11 protein-coding genes are annotated in these 15,098 nt (G+C 72.8%); 8 read left to right on the top strand and 3 right to left on the bottom strand.

Annotation, left to right across the window (positions count from 1 at the left end):
* Positions 1–6 precede the first annotated feature (6 nt).
* From WMF17_RS38700 to WMF17_RS38690, 3 genes are all read left to right on the top strand, one after another.
* Positions 7–2,253: a complex I subunit 4 family protein gene (locus tag WMF17_RS38700; protein WP_437646022.1), complete on the top strand. Its 2,247-nt coding sequence runs from the start codon at positions 7–9 to the stop codon at positions 2,251–2,253.
* A 3-nt stretch (positions 2,254–2,256) separates the two neighbouring features.
* Positions 2,257–3,777, top strand: coding sequence for an NADH-quinone oxidoreductase subunit N (locus WMF17_RS38695; RefSeq protein ID WP_437646020.1), 1,521 nt, complete (start codon positions 2,257–2,259; stop codon positions 3,775–3,777).
* Between the two features lie 102 nt (positions 3,778–3,879).
* Positions 3,880–6,030, top strand: coding sequence for a beta-galactosidase (locus WMF17_RS38690; protein WP_437646018.1), 2,151 nt, complete (start codon positions 3,880–3,882; stop codon positions 6,028–6,030).
* A 182-nt stretch (positions 6,031–6,212) separates the two neighbouring features.
* On the opposite strand, the gene WMF17_RS38685 is transcribed toward WMF17_RS38690, so the two are convergent.
* Positions 6,213–6,977, bottom strand: a complete 765-nt coding sequence (locus tag WMF17_RS38685) for a TM2 domain-containing protein (RefSeq protein WP_437598439.1) — start codon at positions 6,975–6,977, stop codon at positions 6,213–6,215.
* 195 nt (positions 6,978–7,172) lie between these two features.
* Here WMF17_RS38685 and WMF17_RS38680 point away from each other — a divergent pair, with 195 nt between their 5' ends.
* Entirely contained in the window at positions 7,173–8,300 is a 1,128-nt protein-coding gene (locus WMF17_RS38680) for an AI-2E family transporter (protein ID WP_437598438.1), read from the top strand.
* Positions 8,301–8,340: 40 nt separating this feature from the next.
* Here WMF17_RS38680 and WMF17_RS38675 read toward each other — a convergent pair whose 3' ends face one another.
* Complete coding sequence (locus tag WMF17_RS38675) at positions 8,341–9,093, bottom strand: HAD family hydrolase (RefSeq protein ID WP_437646016.1); 753 nt, start codon at positions 9,091–9,093, stop codon at positions 8,341–8,343.
* Positions 9,090–9,902: a myxosortase MrtC gene (gene mrtC, locus WMF17_RS38670; protein WP_437646014.1), complete on the bottom strand. Its 813-nt coding sequence runs from the start codon at positions 9,900–9,902 to the stop codon at positions 9,090–9,092. The genes WMF17_RS38675 and mrtC overlap by 4 nt, the downstream gene beginning before the upstream one ends.
* Positions 9,903–10,098: 196 nt before the next feature.
* Between mrtC and WMF17_RS38665 the strand changes: the two genes are divergently transcribed.
* The 4 genes from WMF17_RS38665 (at position 10,099) to WMF17_RS38650 (ending at position 15,086) form a co-directional block, all read left to right on the top strand.
* Positions 10,099–11,460 carry an extensin family protein gene (locus tag WMF17_RS38665; RefSeq protein ID WP_437646012.1) on the top strand — a complete coding sequence of 454 codons (1,362 nt, stop codon included), beginning with the start codon at positions 10,099–10,101 and terminating at the stop codon, positions 11,458–11,460.
* A 186-nt stretch (positions 11,461–11,646) separates the two neighbouring features.
* Entirely contained in the window at positions 11,647–12,639 is a 993-nt protein-coding gene (locus tag WMF17_RS38660; RefSeq protein WP_437598432.1) for a serine/threonine-protein kinase, read from the top strand.
* Entirely contained in the window at positions 12,636–14,042 is a 1,407-nt protein-coding gene (locus WMF17_RS38655) for a serine/threonine-protein kinase (RefSeq protein WP_437646010.1), read from the top strand. The genes WMF17_RS38660 and WMF17_RS38655 overlap by 4 nt, the downstream gene beginning before the upstream one ends.
* Positions 14,043–14,093: 51 nt before the next feature.
* On the top strand, positions 14,094–15,086 hold the full coding sequence (locus WMF17_RS38650; protein ID WP_437646008.1) for a hypothetical protein: 993 nt from the start codon (positions 14,094–14,096) through the stop codon (positions 15,084–15,086).
* Positions 15,087–15,098 lie beyond the last annotated feature (12 nt).

Below are 15,098 nucleotides of genomic sequence, written 5' to 3'. Positions count from 1 at the left end.
CGGCGGATGTCGAACCTCTCCTTCGTCAACACGCGCCGTGGCGTCGCCCTCGCGAGCCCGGCCAGGTCCACCTCGATGAAGCTCCTGATTCCCCTCCTGGCCGCGCTCTCCCTCCTGCTCGGCGCGGCGCTGCCCGCGGCGGCGCAGACCCTCGAGGCGCCGCGGGCGCTCGAGCCGCGCGGCCAGATCGCGCTGCGCGCGGAGGCGCCCGGCGCGCCGGTCGAGCTCGCCGCGAGCGGGCCGGACTACGCCGGCTCGTTCACGATCGAGAACCGCGGCGACGGCCCCCTCAAGGTGACGCGGGTGATCGTGCGCACGTCGCCCGAGGACCCGCGCGTCCCGCCGGGCGTCAGCGCGGAGCTCGAGGGCGGCGGCACCGCGGCGAGCCTCCCGCCGGGCGCGCGCCGGAAGGTCGTGGTCCGGTGGAGGACCGAGGGCGTGCGCGCGCGCGAGCTCTACGGGCACGTCATCGTCGAGTCGGACGCGGTCGCCGCCGGCGCGGTCGCGCCGGGGCGGACGCTGGCGATGGGCATCCACGCGGAGCGCGGGCGCGGCCTCGGCTTCGTCGGCGACCACATCCTGTCGATCCTGACGTTCCTGCCGCTGCTCGGCGTGGTCGCGATCTTCCTCGCGCACCTCCTGCGCTACAACGACGACCGGAAGCTCCGGCTGATGACCGTCGTGCTGATGGGCGTGAACCTCGTCCTCGCGGGGTGGCTCTACACCCAGTTCGACCGGAGCTTCACGCGCGCCGACGGCAATGACGGCTACCAGTTCATCGAGCACGGCGTGTGGATCCGCTCGCTGAACGTCGAGTACTTCGTCGGCGTCGACGGCGTGTCGATCTCGATGGTCCTGCTGACGGCGCTGATCTCGTTCGTGGGCGCCATCGCGAGCTACAGCGTCCATGACCAGCTCAAGGGCTACTTCGCCATGTACAACCTCCTCGTCACGGGGATGTTCGGCGTCTTCATCGCCCTCGACCTGTTCCTCTTCTTCGTCTTCTGGGAGGTGATGCTCCTGCCGATGTACTTCCTCATCGGCATCTGGGGCGGCCCGCGGCGCGAGTACGCGGCGATCAAGTTCTTCCTCTACACGCTGGCCGGCAGCGTCTTCATGCTGCTCGCGTTCATCTGGTTCTACCTGAACGCTGGCCACACCTACCTGGTCGACGGCCAGGCGACCGAGCGCATCTTCTCGATCCCGGAGCTCTCGCGCGTCGCCTGGGCGGCGCAGGGCCTCGAGATCCTCGGCGTCGCCGCGGTGAAGGTGGCCTGGATCTGGCTCTTCGTCGCGTTCGCCATCAAGATCCCGATGTTCCCGTTCCACACCTGGCTGCCGGACGCCCACGTGGAGGCGCCCACGGCGATCAGCGTGATCCTCGCGGGGGTGCTCCTCAAGATGGGCACCTACGGCATCCTCCGCATCAACTTCACCCTGCTGCCCGAGGCGACGCAGTGGGCCGCGCCAGCCATGGCGACGTTCGGGGTGATCAACATCCTCTACGGCGCCTTCTGCGCCATGGCGCAGAGCGACCTGAAGAAGCTCGTGGCCTACTCCTCCGTCAGCCACATGGGCTTCGCGCTGCTCGCGCTCGGCGCGATGACGCCGCAGGGCATCCAGGCCTGCCTCGTCCAGATGTTCAACCACGGCCTGATCTCCGGGATGCTCTTCACCCTGGTCGGCGTCGTCTACGACCGCGTGCACACGCGCGACATCGACAAGTTCGGCGGCCTCGCCTCGGAGATGCCGCTCTACACGGCGTTCATGGGCTTCGCGTTCATGGCGTCGCTCGGCCTGCCCGGCCTGTCCGGCTTCTGGGGCGAGGCGTTGACCTTCATCGGCGCCTTCCCGCGCTACCGCGCCCTCACGATCCTCGCCGCCGTCGGCGTCATCCTCACCGCGGCCTATCACCTCTGGGCGCTCCAGCGGATGTTCCTCGGCACGTTCCGCGCCTCGTGGCGGCAGAGCAAGTACCTCGAGCCGTTCGGCGGGAAATTCCCGGAGATCAGCGGGCGAGAGCTCGCGTCGATCGCGCCGCTCGCGGTGCTGGTCCTCCTCCTCGGCTTCTGGCCGCGCCCGCTCCTCCGCCTCATCGATCGCGGGGCCCTCGAGGTGCACCGCCTCGTCGACAGGCCGGGGCCGTCCCAGATCGCCGGCGCGCCCGGCGTGGACAGCGGCGCGCCCGCCCGCGCGGCCGCCCCGGAGGAGCGCGCGGCGGCGGGCCGAAGCGTCCTCGCCAGCGCCAGATAAGCCGTGGAAACCCGCACCTTCGACAACGTGGCGAGCCTCGCGTACTTCGCGCCGGAGCTCGGCCTGATCGCCGCCGTCCTGCTGCTCGTCGTGTGGGACCTCGCGTCGCCGGCGCGCCTCAAGATCGTCGGCCTCGTCGTCATCAGCCTGGCGGCGCTCGCCTGGTCGGGCGGGATGGGCGCCTACTTCCTGGCGAAGGACGCCGGCCCCCACGAGCTCTTCCACGGGCTGCTCGCGTTCGATCGCTTCTCCAACCTGTTCCGCGTGATCTTCGCGTTCGTCACCGGGGTGATCGTCCTCTTCTCGGTGCCCCCGCGGGGGCCGGGCGTCGCGCCCGAGCTCCGCCGCGACCAGGGGGAGTTCTTCGCGCTGATCCTCGTGCTCTCGCTGGGCATGAACCTCATGGCGGCGAGCCGCCACCTGCTGCTCATCTACCTGTCGATCGAGCTCGTCAGCGTGATGAGCTTCGTGCTGGCCGGCTTCAAGATCAACGACGCGAGATCGAGCGAGGGGGCGCTCAAGTACGTCATCTTCGGCGGCGTCGCGTCGGGGATCATGCTCTACGGGATGAGCTGGATCTTCGGCATCACCGCGTCGATGCACCTCGGCGAGTGCGCGGCCCGGATCGCCGCGCTGACGGCGCAGCAGGGCAAGGTGCCCGAGGTCGTCTTCGTCGGCACGGCCTGCATGCTCGCGGGCTTCGGTTACAAGATCAGCGCCGCGCCGTTCCACATGTGGACGCCGGACGTGTACGAGGGCGCGCCGACGCCGGTGACCGCGTTCCTCTCGGTCGGGCCCAAGGCGGCCGGCTTCGCGGTGCTGGTCCGCTTCTTCTCGGACGCGCTCGGCGCCGGGGGCGCGTCGCCGGCCGTCGCGACGCCGTGGCCGGTGCTCGCCGGGTGCCTCGCGATGGCGACCATGACCGTCGGCAACCTCTCGGCGCTCGGGCAGGAGAACGTGAAGCGCATGCTCGCCTACTCGAGCATCGCGCACGCCGGCTACATGTTGCTCGGCTTCTCCGTGTTCAGCGACGCCGGCGTCGCCGCGATCGCGTTCTACATCGTCACCTACTGCTTCATGAACCTCGGCGCGTTCATGGTGGTGATGGTCGTGGCCGAGCAGAGCGGCGGAGACGAGACGCTCTCCGCCTTCCGGGGGCTCGGGCGCCGCGCGCCGCTCGTCGCCGCGGCGATGGCCGTGTTCCTTGTCTCGCTCACCGGCCTGCCCCCGACGGCCGGCTTCGTCGGCAAGTTCTACCTCTTCTCGGCGCTGCTCACCGCCGGGGGCGCGTGGCCCTGGGTCCTCGCGATCGTCGGCGTGGTGAACAGCGTGATCTCGCTCTTCTATTACGCGCGCGTCCTCCGCGCGATGTACCTCGAGAAGGGCGAGCGCACCGAGCCCGCAGCCGTGCGGCCGCTGCTCGGCGCGACGACATGCGCGCTCGCGGTTCCGACCCTGCTGCTCGGCGTCTACTGGGGGCCCGTTTACGATTTCGTGGCGAGCTCGCTTTCGATGCTGCGCTGACCTGCGCGCCGAGCGGCGACCGCCCTCCTCGACGGGCGCGCGCTCGCCCGGCCGCACGCGGCGGTATCGATCTCCCTGCGATCCTTGCTAGTGTGCGCGCGCGTGGCGACGACGCAGGACTCGAGCTCTCCAGAAAACCGTTTCACGCGAGGGGTGCGCCTTGTCCCGGGCGGCCTGGACATCGGCGGCAAGCTGGTCCCGCTGTACGCCGGCAGCCTGCATTACTGGCGCCTCGATCCGTCGGACTGGCGCGCTTGCCTCGAGGCCACGCGGGCGCTCGGCGTTCACCTGATCGACATCTATGTGCCCTGGGCCGTTCACGAGACCGGTCCGGGCCAGTTCGATTTCGGCCAAGTCGATCTGCGCCGCGACGTCGGCGCCTTTCTCCGTCTCGCGCACGATCTCGGCTTTTACGTCATCGCCCGCCCGGGCCCGCACATCAACGCGGAGCTCACCTGCTTCGGCATCCCCGAGCGCGTCATCTGGGACCCGAGCTGCCAGGCCCGCTCCGCGCGGAACAACCCGGTCGTGCTCCCGATGCTCCCCTACGGGTTCCCGGTCCCGAGCTACGCGAGCAACGCATTCCACGACGAGGTCGCCCGCTACTTCCACGCGCTCGCCCCTGTGCTCAAGCCGTACCTCTATCCGGACGGGCCGATCGTGCTCCTCCAGATCGACAACGAGGGCGCGCTCTACTTCCGCGACGGCGCGTACGACCAGGACTACCACCCGGACGCGATCTCCCTGTACCGCGACTTCCTGCGCGAGAAGTACCGCACGATCGAGGCGCTCCAGCGCGTGTACGCGCGGCGAGCGGATCCCCCGCCGGAGGGCGCCGCGGTCGAGGACGCCGGCGCGGCGCTCCTGCGCGCGGTGGCCCGCGAGCGCGCGCCCGTCGAGGAGGGCGGCCTGCGGTTCGCCACGATCACGCCGCCGGTCGCGTTCGACGCCGAGGCGCCGGCCGAGCTCGCGCGCCACCTCGACTGGAGCGAGTTCCACGAGCACCTCCTCGAGGTCGCCATGGGCCGCTTCGCGAAGGCGCTCGCCGCGGCCGGGCTCGACGGGCTGCCCACGATGCACAACTTCCCGATGGGCCAGGATGCGACGCCGCTCAACCCGGCCCGCATCTCGCGCGTCGTCGACCTCGTCGGCCTCGACTACTACAGCGTCGCGAGCCCGAGCAGCCGCCAGATCATCGCCCGCCGGACGAGCGAGCTCGCCGTGCGCTGCGAGGCGCTCTCCCTGCCGCCCTTCGCGTGCGAGATGGGCGCCGGCTTCCCGCCGTTCTTCCCGCCGCTCGATGAGCGCGACAGCATCTTCGTGATGATGGCCGCGCTCGCCTACGGGCTGCGCGGGTACAACATCTACATGGCGGTCGAGCGCGATCGCTGGATCGGCGCGCCGATCGATCCGCACGGCCGCCCGCGCCCGTTCGCCGCCTTCTGGCGGAAGCTCTCCACGGCGCTCGAGGCCACGAGGTTTCACGCGCTCCGCCGCCCGGCGCCGGTGCGCATCGTCACGCCGCGCACCGAGCGCCGGCTCACCCGCGTGATGCACGCCTTCGGTCCGCTCACCGGGGCCTTCTTCTCGATCATGAACTTCGGCGCGCGCGACCGCTGCCTGGAGGACGATCTCGGGCTCGGCTACCCGCTCGCGGTGGAGCCCGACACGTTCGTGCGCGCGTTCGAGGAGGCGCTCGACGCGCGCGGCGTCCCCTACGCCCACGTGGGGGGCGAGGATCGCGACATCTCGCTCGTGGGGGCGCGCTGGGTCATCTGCGCGACCTCGGGCGGCCTGAGCCCGGAGCTGTTCGCGTGGCTCGAGGCGACGGCGGGGCAGGGGACGCTGATCACGCTCGGCCCGCGCGAGCCCGTGTTCGACGGCGCCTTCCGCCCGCTCCCGCAGCCGTACGACCTGCGGCGTCTCCTCGCCCCCGGGCAGAACCTGCCGGCGCTCCTCCAGGACGACCCGGCCGCGGCGGACTCCGCGGTGTCGCGTGCCATCGACGCGCTCGGCCTGCCGACCTTCGCGTGCGATCCCGACAGCGTGTTCGCCACGCTGCACGAGGACGCGTCCGGCACGCCGCGGGTGCTTTTCCTGCTGAACCCCGGGGACGCGGACGTGGTGGCGCGCGTCACCGTGAGCGCGTCGCGCGCGCGCGACGTCCTGGACGACGCGCACTTCGAGGCGCGGCGAGGGGCGCTGGAGGTTCGGCTCGTGCCCCGCTCGGTGCGGATGCTTGCGCTGGAGTGACGGCGCGCAAGGGAGAGAGCTCGCCGTCTCGGCTCAAGCGTATCGCATCGACCAAGCTCGTCCCTGGTTTCGTGAGAGAAGAAGCCACAGAGGGCACAGAGGAGAAAATAAAGAGGCTCTGTGGTCCTGATTCGTTCCATCAGGGAACCGGGAACGAGCTTTGGTGGCGCGCCGCCTCGTGGTCAGCGCTCGAACCGCAGCGAGTTGCCTTCGGCGTCGCGGAAGCGGCCCATGCCGATCATGAGCATGTCGATCAGCGACCAAATGCCGAATCCGCCGCACGTCAAGAGCTTGGCGATGCCGAGCCCGGTCTGTCCCAGATAGAAGCGATCCGCGCCCAGGGTCCCCAGGAAATACGAGAGCAAGAAGAGCGTGGACTGGCTCTTGGTCGGATAACCGACGGGCGTGTCGCGCTTGAGCACGAGGCCCTGGGCGTCTCGCATGGATCCGGTGCCGATGAGGACCAGATCGATGAGGGTCCAGAATCCGAAACCGCCGCAGGTGAACAGCTTCAGGAGGCCGAGCCCGGTCTGGCCGAGGTAGAGGCGATCGGCGCCGAAGATCCCGAGAAAGGCCGCGAGCAGGAAGGCTGTCGCCTGATCCTTGTCGGAGTAGGGCTGCATCGCTCCGGGGTGCGGCGGCCCGCCGCCGTACGCCGGCGGCGGCCCCCAGCCGCCTCCGGGCGGCCCGCCCTGTCCTCCCGGCGGTGCGCCCCATCCTGCGCCCGGCGGCGGGTATCCTCCGCCGGGAGGCGGGTAGCCCCCACCCGGCGGCGAAGCTCCCCCGCCCGGCGGCGGGTATCCGCCTGGCGAGGGCGCGCCCCCGCCCGGCGCCACGCCCTGGCCGCCCGGAGGGCTCGAGCCCCAGCCGCCGCCGTTTCCCCAGCTTCCACCTCCGCTCCCCCAGCTTCCGCCCCCGGGCGGAACCCCGCCACCGCTCGTGCTCATGCTCGCTCCCTCCAGCTGACGCGGCGGTGAAGGCTGCCGAGAGCCTCCGCGGTCGTCGGCCGAGCTTGACTGTATCCCGGAACCGCCGCGCTGCGCTCGCGCAACGCGGAAATCGCTGGTGGTCGCCGGAGGCCCACCCTACCTTGGCCCCCAGCGCGCCGCTGAGCGCGGCGTACCAGGCGAACGCTACCGGCGATGAACCAAGATACCCTGTCCGATCGATGGCTGTCGTTCTCCCTCCGGGCGGGGCTCATCGCGCTGTTCTTCTGGATGGTGAAGGGGCTGCTCGTCCCCGTCCTGCTCGGCGGCCTGGTCGCGCTCCTCGTCTCCCCGCTCCAGCGCCGCCTCGCGCCTCGACTCGGCCGCTTCCGCCAGCTCGCGCCTGCGATCTCCACGATCGGCGTGGTGATCCTCGTGTGCATCCCGCTCGCCGTGATCATCATCGAGGCTTCTGCCTCGATCAGCCGCTTCTTCTCCCGGGACTGGTCGAGCACCATTGAGGGCGTCCAGGGCCTCCTGAATGACGGGCGGCTGACGGGGCTCCTCAACAGGGCCGGCCTGTCCGGGGACGACGTCCGCACGTACGTGAGCAACCTGTTCCAGCGGGTGGGCAGCTCGATGGCGGGCTTCGCGGGGGGCATGGTCGCCGCGGTGCCGCAGACGATCGTCGACGCCTTCCTGTTCATCGTGGCGCTGTACTACCTGCTCCGCGACGGCGGCCAGCTGCTGCGCTGGCTGCTCAAGCAGTCGCCGTTCAGGAACGAGGAGACCGACGTCCTCTTTGCGTCGATCCAGGACACGGTGAACGGCGCCGTCCTCGGCCTGCTCGCGACGGCGGCCGTCCAGGGGACGCTGACGACGATCGCGCTCTTCGTTTGCAAGGTACCGGGCGCTTTCCTGCTCGGCCTCCTCGCCACGCTGCTCTCGCTCGTCCCCATGATCGGCACCACGCCGGTGACGCTGGGCGCGGCCATCTACCTGTTCGTCATCGGGCGCATCGGCGGGGGCATCGGCATGTGCGCCGCGGCCGTCCTCGTCGGGCTCTCGGACAACGTGATCCGGCCGTGGGTCCAGAGCTCGCACGGCGGGATGCACCCGCTCATCGCCCTGCTCTCCATCTTCGGTGGGCTCGAGCTGTTCGGCGCAGCAGGCATCTTCATCGGTCCGGTCGTCGCCGCGTTCGTCATCTGGGCGGTCAACACCCGCGCGAGCCTCCCGGTGGGGCCGCACACCTCGCAGCCGCCGCCCTCGATGGGCTCGCCGACATCGCGGCCGCCGCCGGGCTCTCGACCGCCGCCGGGCTCTCGACCGCCGCCCGCGTGAGCCGACGGCGCGCGCTGCGAGCGAGCCGCGCGCGGCGCCCTCACCAGCGCTCGATGCGGTAGCCCCGCCGCTCGGCGACGCGGCGCAGCCGCGGGTCGGGGTTCACGGCGACCGGCTCCGCCACGAGCTCGAGGAGCGGCAGATCGCTGATGCTGTCCGTGTAGAACGTCGCGTCCTCCAGCCGGAAGCCCTGCGCATCGGCCAGCGCCCCCGCGCGCGCGACCTTGCCCTCTCCGAGGCAGAGCGGGGGCGCGGCGCGGCCGGTGAAGTGACCGCGCTCGTCGATCTCGAGCTCGCTCGCGACGAGGTGCTCGATCCTGAGCCGCCTGGCCAGCGGGCGCGAGGCATAGAGGGTCGCGCCGGTCACGATGGCGCAGAGGTCTCCTGCCGCCTGGTGCCGCCGCACGGCCTCGCGCCCCGCGTCGGCGATGTGCGGCTCGACGTGGAGCCGGAACCAGTCGTCGCAGCGGGCCGCGAGGACGGTCTCGGGCACGCCCCGGAGCGCGATCAGCGCCCGCTCGACGACCTTCTCGGCGTCGAGGATGCCGAGCGTGTATTGCCCGACCCAGTAGAGGGTCCTCAGGAGATCGCGCGTCGTCGCCTCGCCGATCTGGCGCTGGTACTTCACGTAGAGGCTCGCCGTCTCCTTGCGCAGCAGCGTGCGGTCCATGTCGAACAGCGCCGCGCGCCGGCGCGCCGCGCGGCCGTCCCGCGGCGCGGCGCCGTCCTGCAGCGGCGGCGGGCCGGCGCTGCGCGCGGGGCCCGGCGCCGTCTCGTCGAACGAGGTGCTCACGGCGATTGAACGTAGCCGTTGGCGAGGGTGAGGGAGAAGAGATTGCACGCCGCGTGGAACAGCAGCGGCGCCCCGATGCCGCCGGTGCGCGCCCGTAGCCACCCGAAGAGGAGCGCGGGGAAGAACACGGCGAGCCGCGCGGGGTGCAGGATCGTGAGCACGTGGCCGAGCGCGAAGATCGCCGACGAGACGAGCCACGCCGGGCCGAGCGTCGCGCCGAGGACGCGGACGCGCGCCGGGAAGACGCGGTCGAGGGCGCTCTGGAGGTAGCCGCGGAAGAACGCCTCCTCGGGCAGCGCGACCACGAGCAGCTGCGCGGCGATCTCGTCGGCGGACGGCGGGCGCAGCACGAACGGCGAGGTCACGCCCCAGTACATCCGGTAGCCGAGCCAGAACGCCGGGAAGACGAGCGCGGCGGCCAGGGCGGCCCAGGCGACGGCGTGGAGCGCGGCGCGGGCGAGCCGCTCTGCCGACAGCGGCACGGGCTCGAGGATCCCCCCGAGCGACAGGCCGTGGGCGCGGATCGTCGCCTCGTCGTACCGCAGCACGAGCCAGAACGTCGCCGCGAGGAACGTGAGGCCGACGAGCGTGCCGGCGTAGCTCTTCGGCGCCGCGTAGGACACCGCCGTCACGGCGGCGGTCGTGATGGCCGCGGCGAGGAGCGTGCGCGCGGCGGTCGGCTCGGGAGGCCGTGGGCGCTCGCCGTGGAGCGCGCCCGCGGCGTCCACCTCGGCCGGCGCGCCGGGCGCCTCGGCGCCGGCTCGGGGGTGCACGTCGCGGCTCGGTTCGATGGGCGTCGGCGGTTGCAAGGCGTGTTCGTCGCGGAGGGATGCGCGCGGGGATGGCGGCGCCGCGGGCGTCGCGGCCGCGCGCGCCCAGCGTAACCGCGAGCCCGGCGCTGCGCGACGGCCAGCGCGGCGGGCTCGCGAGCCCGCCGCTGCTCACAGGTCCAGCCATCGCCCGTTTTCTGGCCTTCCCGCCCAGTCACGTTAGAGTGCGGCCGCTGTGGCGTTTTCCCGACTTCGCTGTCTGCTGAAGCCGCTGGCCTGCGCGCTGCTTGCGTCCTCTGTGGCGCTCGGTCCGGCGCCCGCGCTGGCCGCTTCGCCGTTCCTCATGACACCGGCGGCGAGCGTCGCCGAGGCCTCCCCGGCGTACCGCTACGCCAACATGACGGACGACGAGGCGATGGCCGAGCTGGATCGCCGGAAGATCCTGTACCTCAGGGTCGACCGCGCGCCCGGCGTGCGCGCGCCGATCCGGCTCACGGGCCGGCTGAACGGCGTGTACTTCCATTCGGTGCTCCCGCCCGAGCAGCGCGTGGCGAGCATGTTCGAGATCCTGGACGCGCGCCTTGCGCTCGCCCTCGACGATTTCGCGGTCGTGCTCTCGCGGCACGATATCGACGAGGTCGTCCATTACACGATGTATCGACCCAACGTGCCGATGCCGGGCCGCGGGGGGGGCGACGACGAGGCAGCGCACGGGCACGGGCACGGGACCGCGCAGGCAAAGGCCGCGGACCGCGACGTTCGCAAGGAATCGACGAGGTCCGCACCGCCGGTCGAGCTGGGCAAGAAGGGCGCGCTCGACGGGACGTCGAAGGCGCCCGAGGAGCGCCCGCGACGCCTGAAGGAGAAGGGCGCGGCGGAGGGCGGCGCGAAGGAGAAGGGCGCGAAGGAGAAGGGCGCGAAGGAGGGCGGCGCGAAGGAGGGCGGTGCGAAGGAGAAGGGCACGGCGGAGGGCGGCGCGAAGGAGAAGGGCGCGACGGCGGCCGCTCGAAGCGCGGCGTCCAGCGCTCCGGGCAAACCGGCGCGGACGACCGCAGCGCGCAGTGCGCCCGTCAAGGCCGCTGGCAAGACCGGCGCGCGCCGCGCCGCCCATCGCGAGCCCGTGACGTCGACCCGGGCCACGGCGTCTCCGGCCAAGCGCCGCGGCGGCGTCGCGCTGCGCAGCGACGCTGGCCAGAAGCCCCGCGGCGACGTGGCGCCGCGCAGCGACGCTGGCCAGAAGCCCCGCGGCGACGTGGCGCCGCGTAGCGACGCTGGCCAGAAGCCCCGCGGCGCGTGGGCGCCGCCCGGCACGCGTCACCCCGCGGGCCTGGCCATCGACGTCGGCGCGCTCAAGAAGCGCGACGGCACCTGGATCAGCGTCGCTCGCCACTTCCACGGGCGCATCGGGGACAAGACCTGCGGCGAGGGGGCGCCCCAGCCCGAGCTCCCCGAGGCGCGCGAGCTCCGGTCGATCGTGTGCGAGGCGGCGGATCTCGGGATTTTCACGTACGTGCTGACGCCCAATTACAACGCGCCGCACGCCGACCATTACCATATGGAGATCAAGCCGGGCGTCCGGTGGTTTCTCTATCACTGAGCGCGCGCCGCGCCCCTGTACAGCCCTGAACGGGGCGCCGCGCCCCACTGCACATCCGTTGATTGCGCGTTTTTTGATGAGCTGAGCGGTTTCTGCGCGCAACTCCCGCCCCGAGAGCGACGATTCCCTTCCCGAACGAAGGCGCCGGCGCTCCGCCGCGCGCCCCCGCGAGGGAGGTCGACGGACATGGTGCAGAAGAAAGACGGACAGCCGCTCCCGGGGACTTCCTACCGCCTGCTCCGGAGGATCGGGGCAGGCTCGTGCTCCGAGGTCTTCGAGGTGACGGGTCGCCGCGGCCAGCTGCGCGCGCTCAAGCTGCTCCGCGCCATGCACGAGGGGTCGAGCGAGGTCGGCGCGCGCCTCGTCCAGGAGGGGCGCGCGCTCTCGACGCTGAGCCACCCGCACATCGTGAAGGTCGAGGAGGTCGGCGTGACGAGCGACGGCCGTCCCTTCCTCGTCATGCCGCGCCTCTTCGGCGAGACGCTGCGCGAGCGGCTCGACGCGCACGGACCGCTCGCGGCGCCCACCGCCGTGTGCATCGCCATCCAGGTGCTCGGCGGGCTCGCCGCGACCCACCGCGCCGGCATCGTCCACCGCGACATCAAGCCGGCCAACGTCTTCCTCGCGCAGGCGAGCGGCGCCGAGCAGGGCGCGGCCGGCCTGGAGAGCGCGCCCGGCGCGCCCCAGGCCGAGCACGCGGTGCTTATCGACTTCGGCATCGCCAAGGTGAGCTGCGAGGCGCTCGGGCCGTCGACGGGCTCGAACGTCCTCGGCACGCCGCGCTACCTGTCGCCCGAGCAGATCCGGGGCGAGGAGGTCGACGCGCGCACCGACGTCTACGCGGTGGGGCTCCTGCTGTTCGAGGCGATCACCGGGCGAGGGCCGTTTCCGGTGGTCGACTCGATGGCGGTGATGCGGGCGCACCTCGGCACGCCGGCGCCGCGGCTCCGCTCGCTCCTCTGGGTACCTCCGGCGCTCGACCACGCGGTCGCGCGCGCCCTCGAGAAGGACCCGGGGCTCCGCTGGCAAACGGCGGACGCGATGGCCGCCGCGCTCGCGGAGGCGCAGGGAGAAGACGGAGGCAGGGAGACGCCCGCTCACGACGACCCGGGGCGGGCCGCCCCGCCCGGCGGCGCGGGCAGCGCGCGGGCGCAGCTCGCGGACGGAGGGGCGCGATGAACGGCGCGTCCGCTGAGGGCCGCACGCTCCTGTACGCGGGCGGCGCGCTGCTCGCGCCGCAGGCTCCTCGCGCGCGGCCGCTCCACGCGCTGGGCGAGGTGGAGCCGTCCGAACGCGCGCGGCTGCTCCACGCGCTGGGCGAGGTGGAGCCGTCCGAGGAGGCGTGGCCGCTCCGCGCGCTCATCGAGGGCGAATCGCTCCCCGGTACCCCGTACGTCGTGGTGCGCCTGCTCGGTCAGGGCGGCATGGGCGAGGTGTACGAGGTCGAGCACCGTGAGCTCGGCCGCCGGTTCGCGGTGAAGCTGCTGCACCGCATCCACGCTGGCCGAAGCGATCTTTCGGCGCGCATGCGCGCCGAGGCGCGCTCGATCGCCCGCCTGCGCCACCGGAGCCTGCCCGAGGTGTTCGATCTCGGCACCACCGAAGGCGGCCGCCCCTACTTCGCCATGGAGCTGCTCGAGGGGCGCGACCTCAGGACCGAGCTCGCGCGCCTCGGCGTGGTCGCCGTCCCGACCGCGCTCCGCCTGGTCCTGCAGGCCCTCTCCGCGCTGTCGCTCGCCCACGCGGCCGGCATCGTCCACCGCGACCTCAAGCTGGAGAACCTGTTTCTGTGCGACGACGGCACGCTCAAGGTCCTCGACTTCGGCATCGCCAAGCTCCTCCACGCCGGCGCCTCGCTGACCGCCCCGGACGCGGTCATCGGCACGCCGAGGATGATGGCGCCCGAGCAATGCGCCGCCCGGCCGATCGATCCGCGCGCGGACATCTACGCGATGGGCCTCGTCCTTTACGAGCTCGTCGCCGGCCGAGGCCCGTTCGACGAGCTGCGCGGCCGGCGCGATGAGCTCCGCTTCGCCCACTGCGAGCGGGAGCCGCCCCCGCCGTCGCGCTTCGCGCCGCAGCCCATCCCGGCCGCCCTCGATACGCTGATCCTTCGCGCCATCGCGAAGGCGCCCGAGCATCGCTTCCAGACGGCCGCCGACATGGAGGCCGCTGCGCGCCGCCTGCACGACGGAGCGCCGTCGTGCGCGGCGCTCGCGGCCAGCGCGACGGAGCTCACCCCGACCGCCTTCGACGCCGTCGCGGCCGGCGCGGGCGCCCGCGCCGTCGCGCCCGCCGCCGCGCAGCGCACGACGGCGCTCGCCTCGCCGGGCCGCCGCAGCGCCGGAGCCGCGCTCCTCCCCCGCCGCCCGCGGGCGCGCTCGAAGCCGCGCGCATGGCCCGCGCAGCACGTCGCCCGCGCCGCGTCGCGCGCCGCCGCCCTCGGCGTCTGCGCGCTCGCCCTCGCGTCCGCCGCGCTCGGGCTCACGCTCGCGCAGCGCTGGATCGTGGCGGGCGATCACCCCGCGCCTTCGCCGCGGTCCGCGCAGGCCGCGGCGCAGGCGCGCTCGGCTGTAAGGTAGCCTCGTCGAGCCCGTTCTCCTGTCGACGCCGCAATGCGGAGTGGAGGGACCATGAACCGGACGCGACGAATCGGGCTGGCTTGTTTGGCGATATCGCTCCTCGCGGGCGCCGCCTCGTGCGGCGGCAGCACCGCGACGCGGCCGGCGGACTCCGCGCCGAAGGGCGCAGGCGCGACCGCCAGCGCGCCCGGGTTCGCCGCCTCCGGCGCACCCGGGCTCTCGGACGGCGCCGCCTCCGATCCGGGCGCGCCGGCCCCGCCGCCGCGCGAGGCCTCGCCCATGGCGCCCTCCGCCGAGGTCGAGCGCCCCTCGTCCACGCGCGACGAAGGCCGCGCCGAGGGGGCGGCGCGCAAGGCGCCGAGCCGCCAGGTCGCCCCGGAGCCGATCGACCGCCCGGGCCTCGGCACCGAGTGGGGCGAGACGCGCGTGTCCCGCATCTCGACCGCGCCGTTCGTCCGCGCCGACGCCGCGCGGCCGTTCGTTGTCGCGAGCCTGTTCTACAACGACGCCGAGGGGGCCCGCGCCATGGCGAGCGCGTCCGGCTTCCGCCGCACGTCGCCGCAGGCCTTCACGCTCGCCGGCGGCGCCGTCGCGATCGGGCTGCGCGGCGAGGGCCGCGGCTTCCTGAGCGGCTTCGTCGCCGGCGAGACGAGCCACGTCGTCGGCGAGGCCGGCCAGCGCTACAGCATCGTGCTGCGCAACCTCACGCCGAACCGGGTCGAGTGCGTCGTATCGGTCGACGGCCTCGACGTCATGGACGGCCAGCCCGCGGCGTTCGGCAAGCGCGGTTACCTGGTCGATCCCCACGGCGAGCTCGAGATCGACGGTTTCCGTCAGAGCCTGGACACGGTCGCGGCGTTCCGCTTCGGCTCGGTCCGCGGCTCCTATGCGAACCAGAAGCACGGCGACACGAGGAACGTCGGCGTGATCGGCGTGGCCCTCTTCCACGAGCGCGGCACGGCGCCCTGGACGCTCGATGACGTCCGGCGCCGCCGGGAGGCGAACCCGTTCCCGGGGCAGTTCGCCACGCCGCCTGGACATTGAGCCTTTCCAGCC

The sequence above is a fragment of the Sorangium sp. So ce362 genome (genome assembly GCF_051519845.1).
Classification (GTDB): Bacteria; Myxococcota_A; Polyangia; order Polyangiales; family Polyangiaceae; genus Sorangium.
Note: the sequence above shows the minus strand (reverse complement) of the source record. Positions and strands in the feature narration are given on the sequence as shown.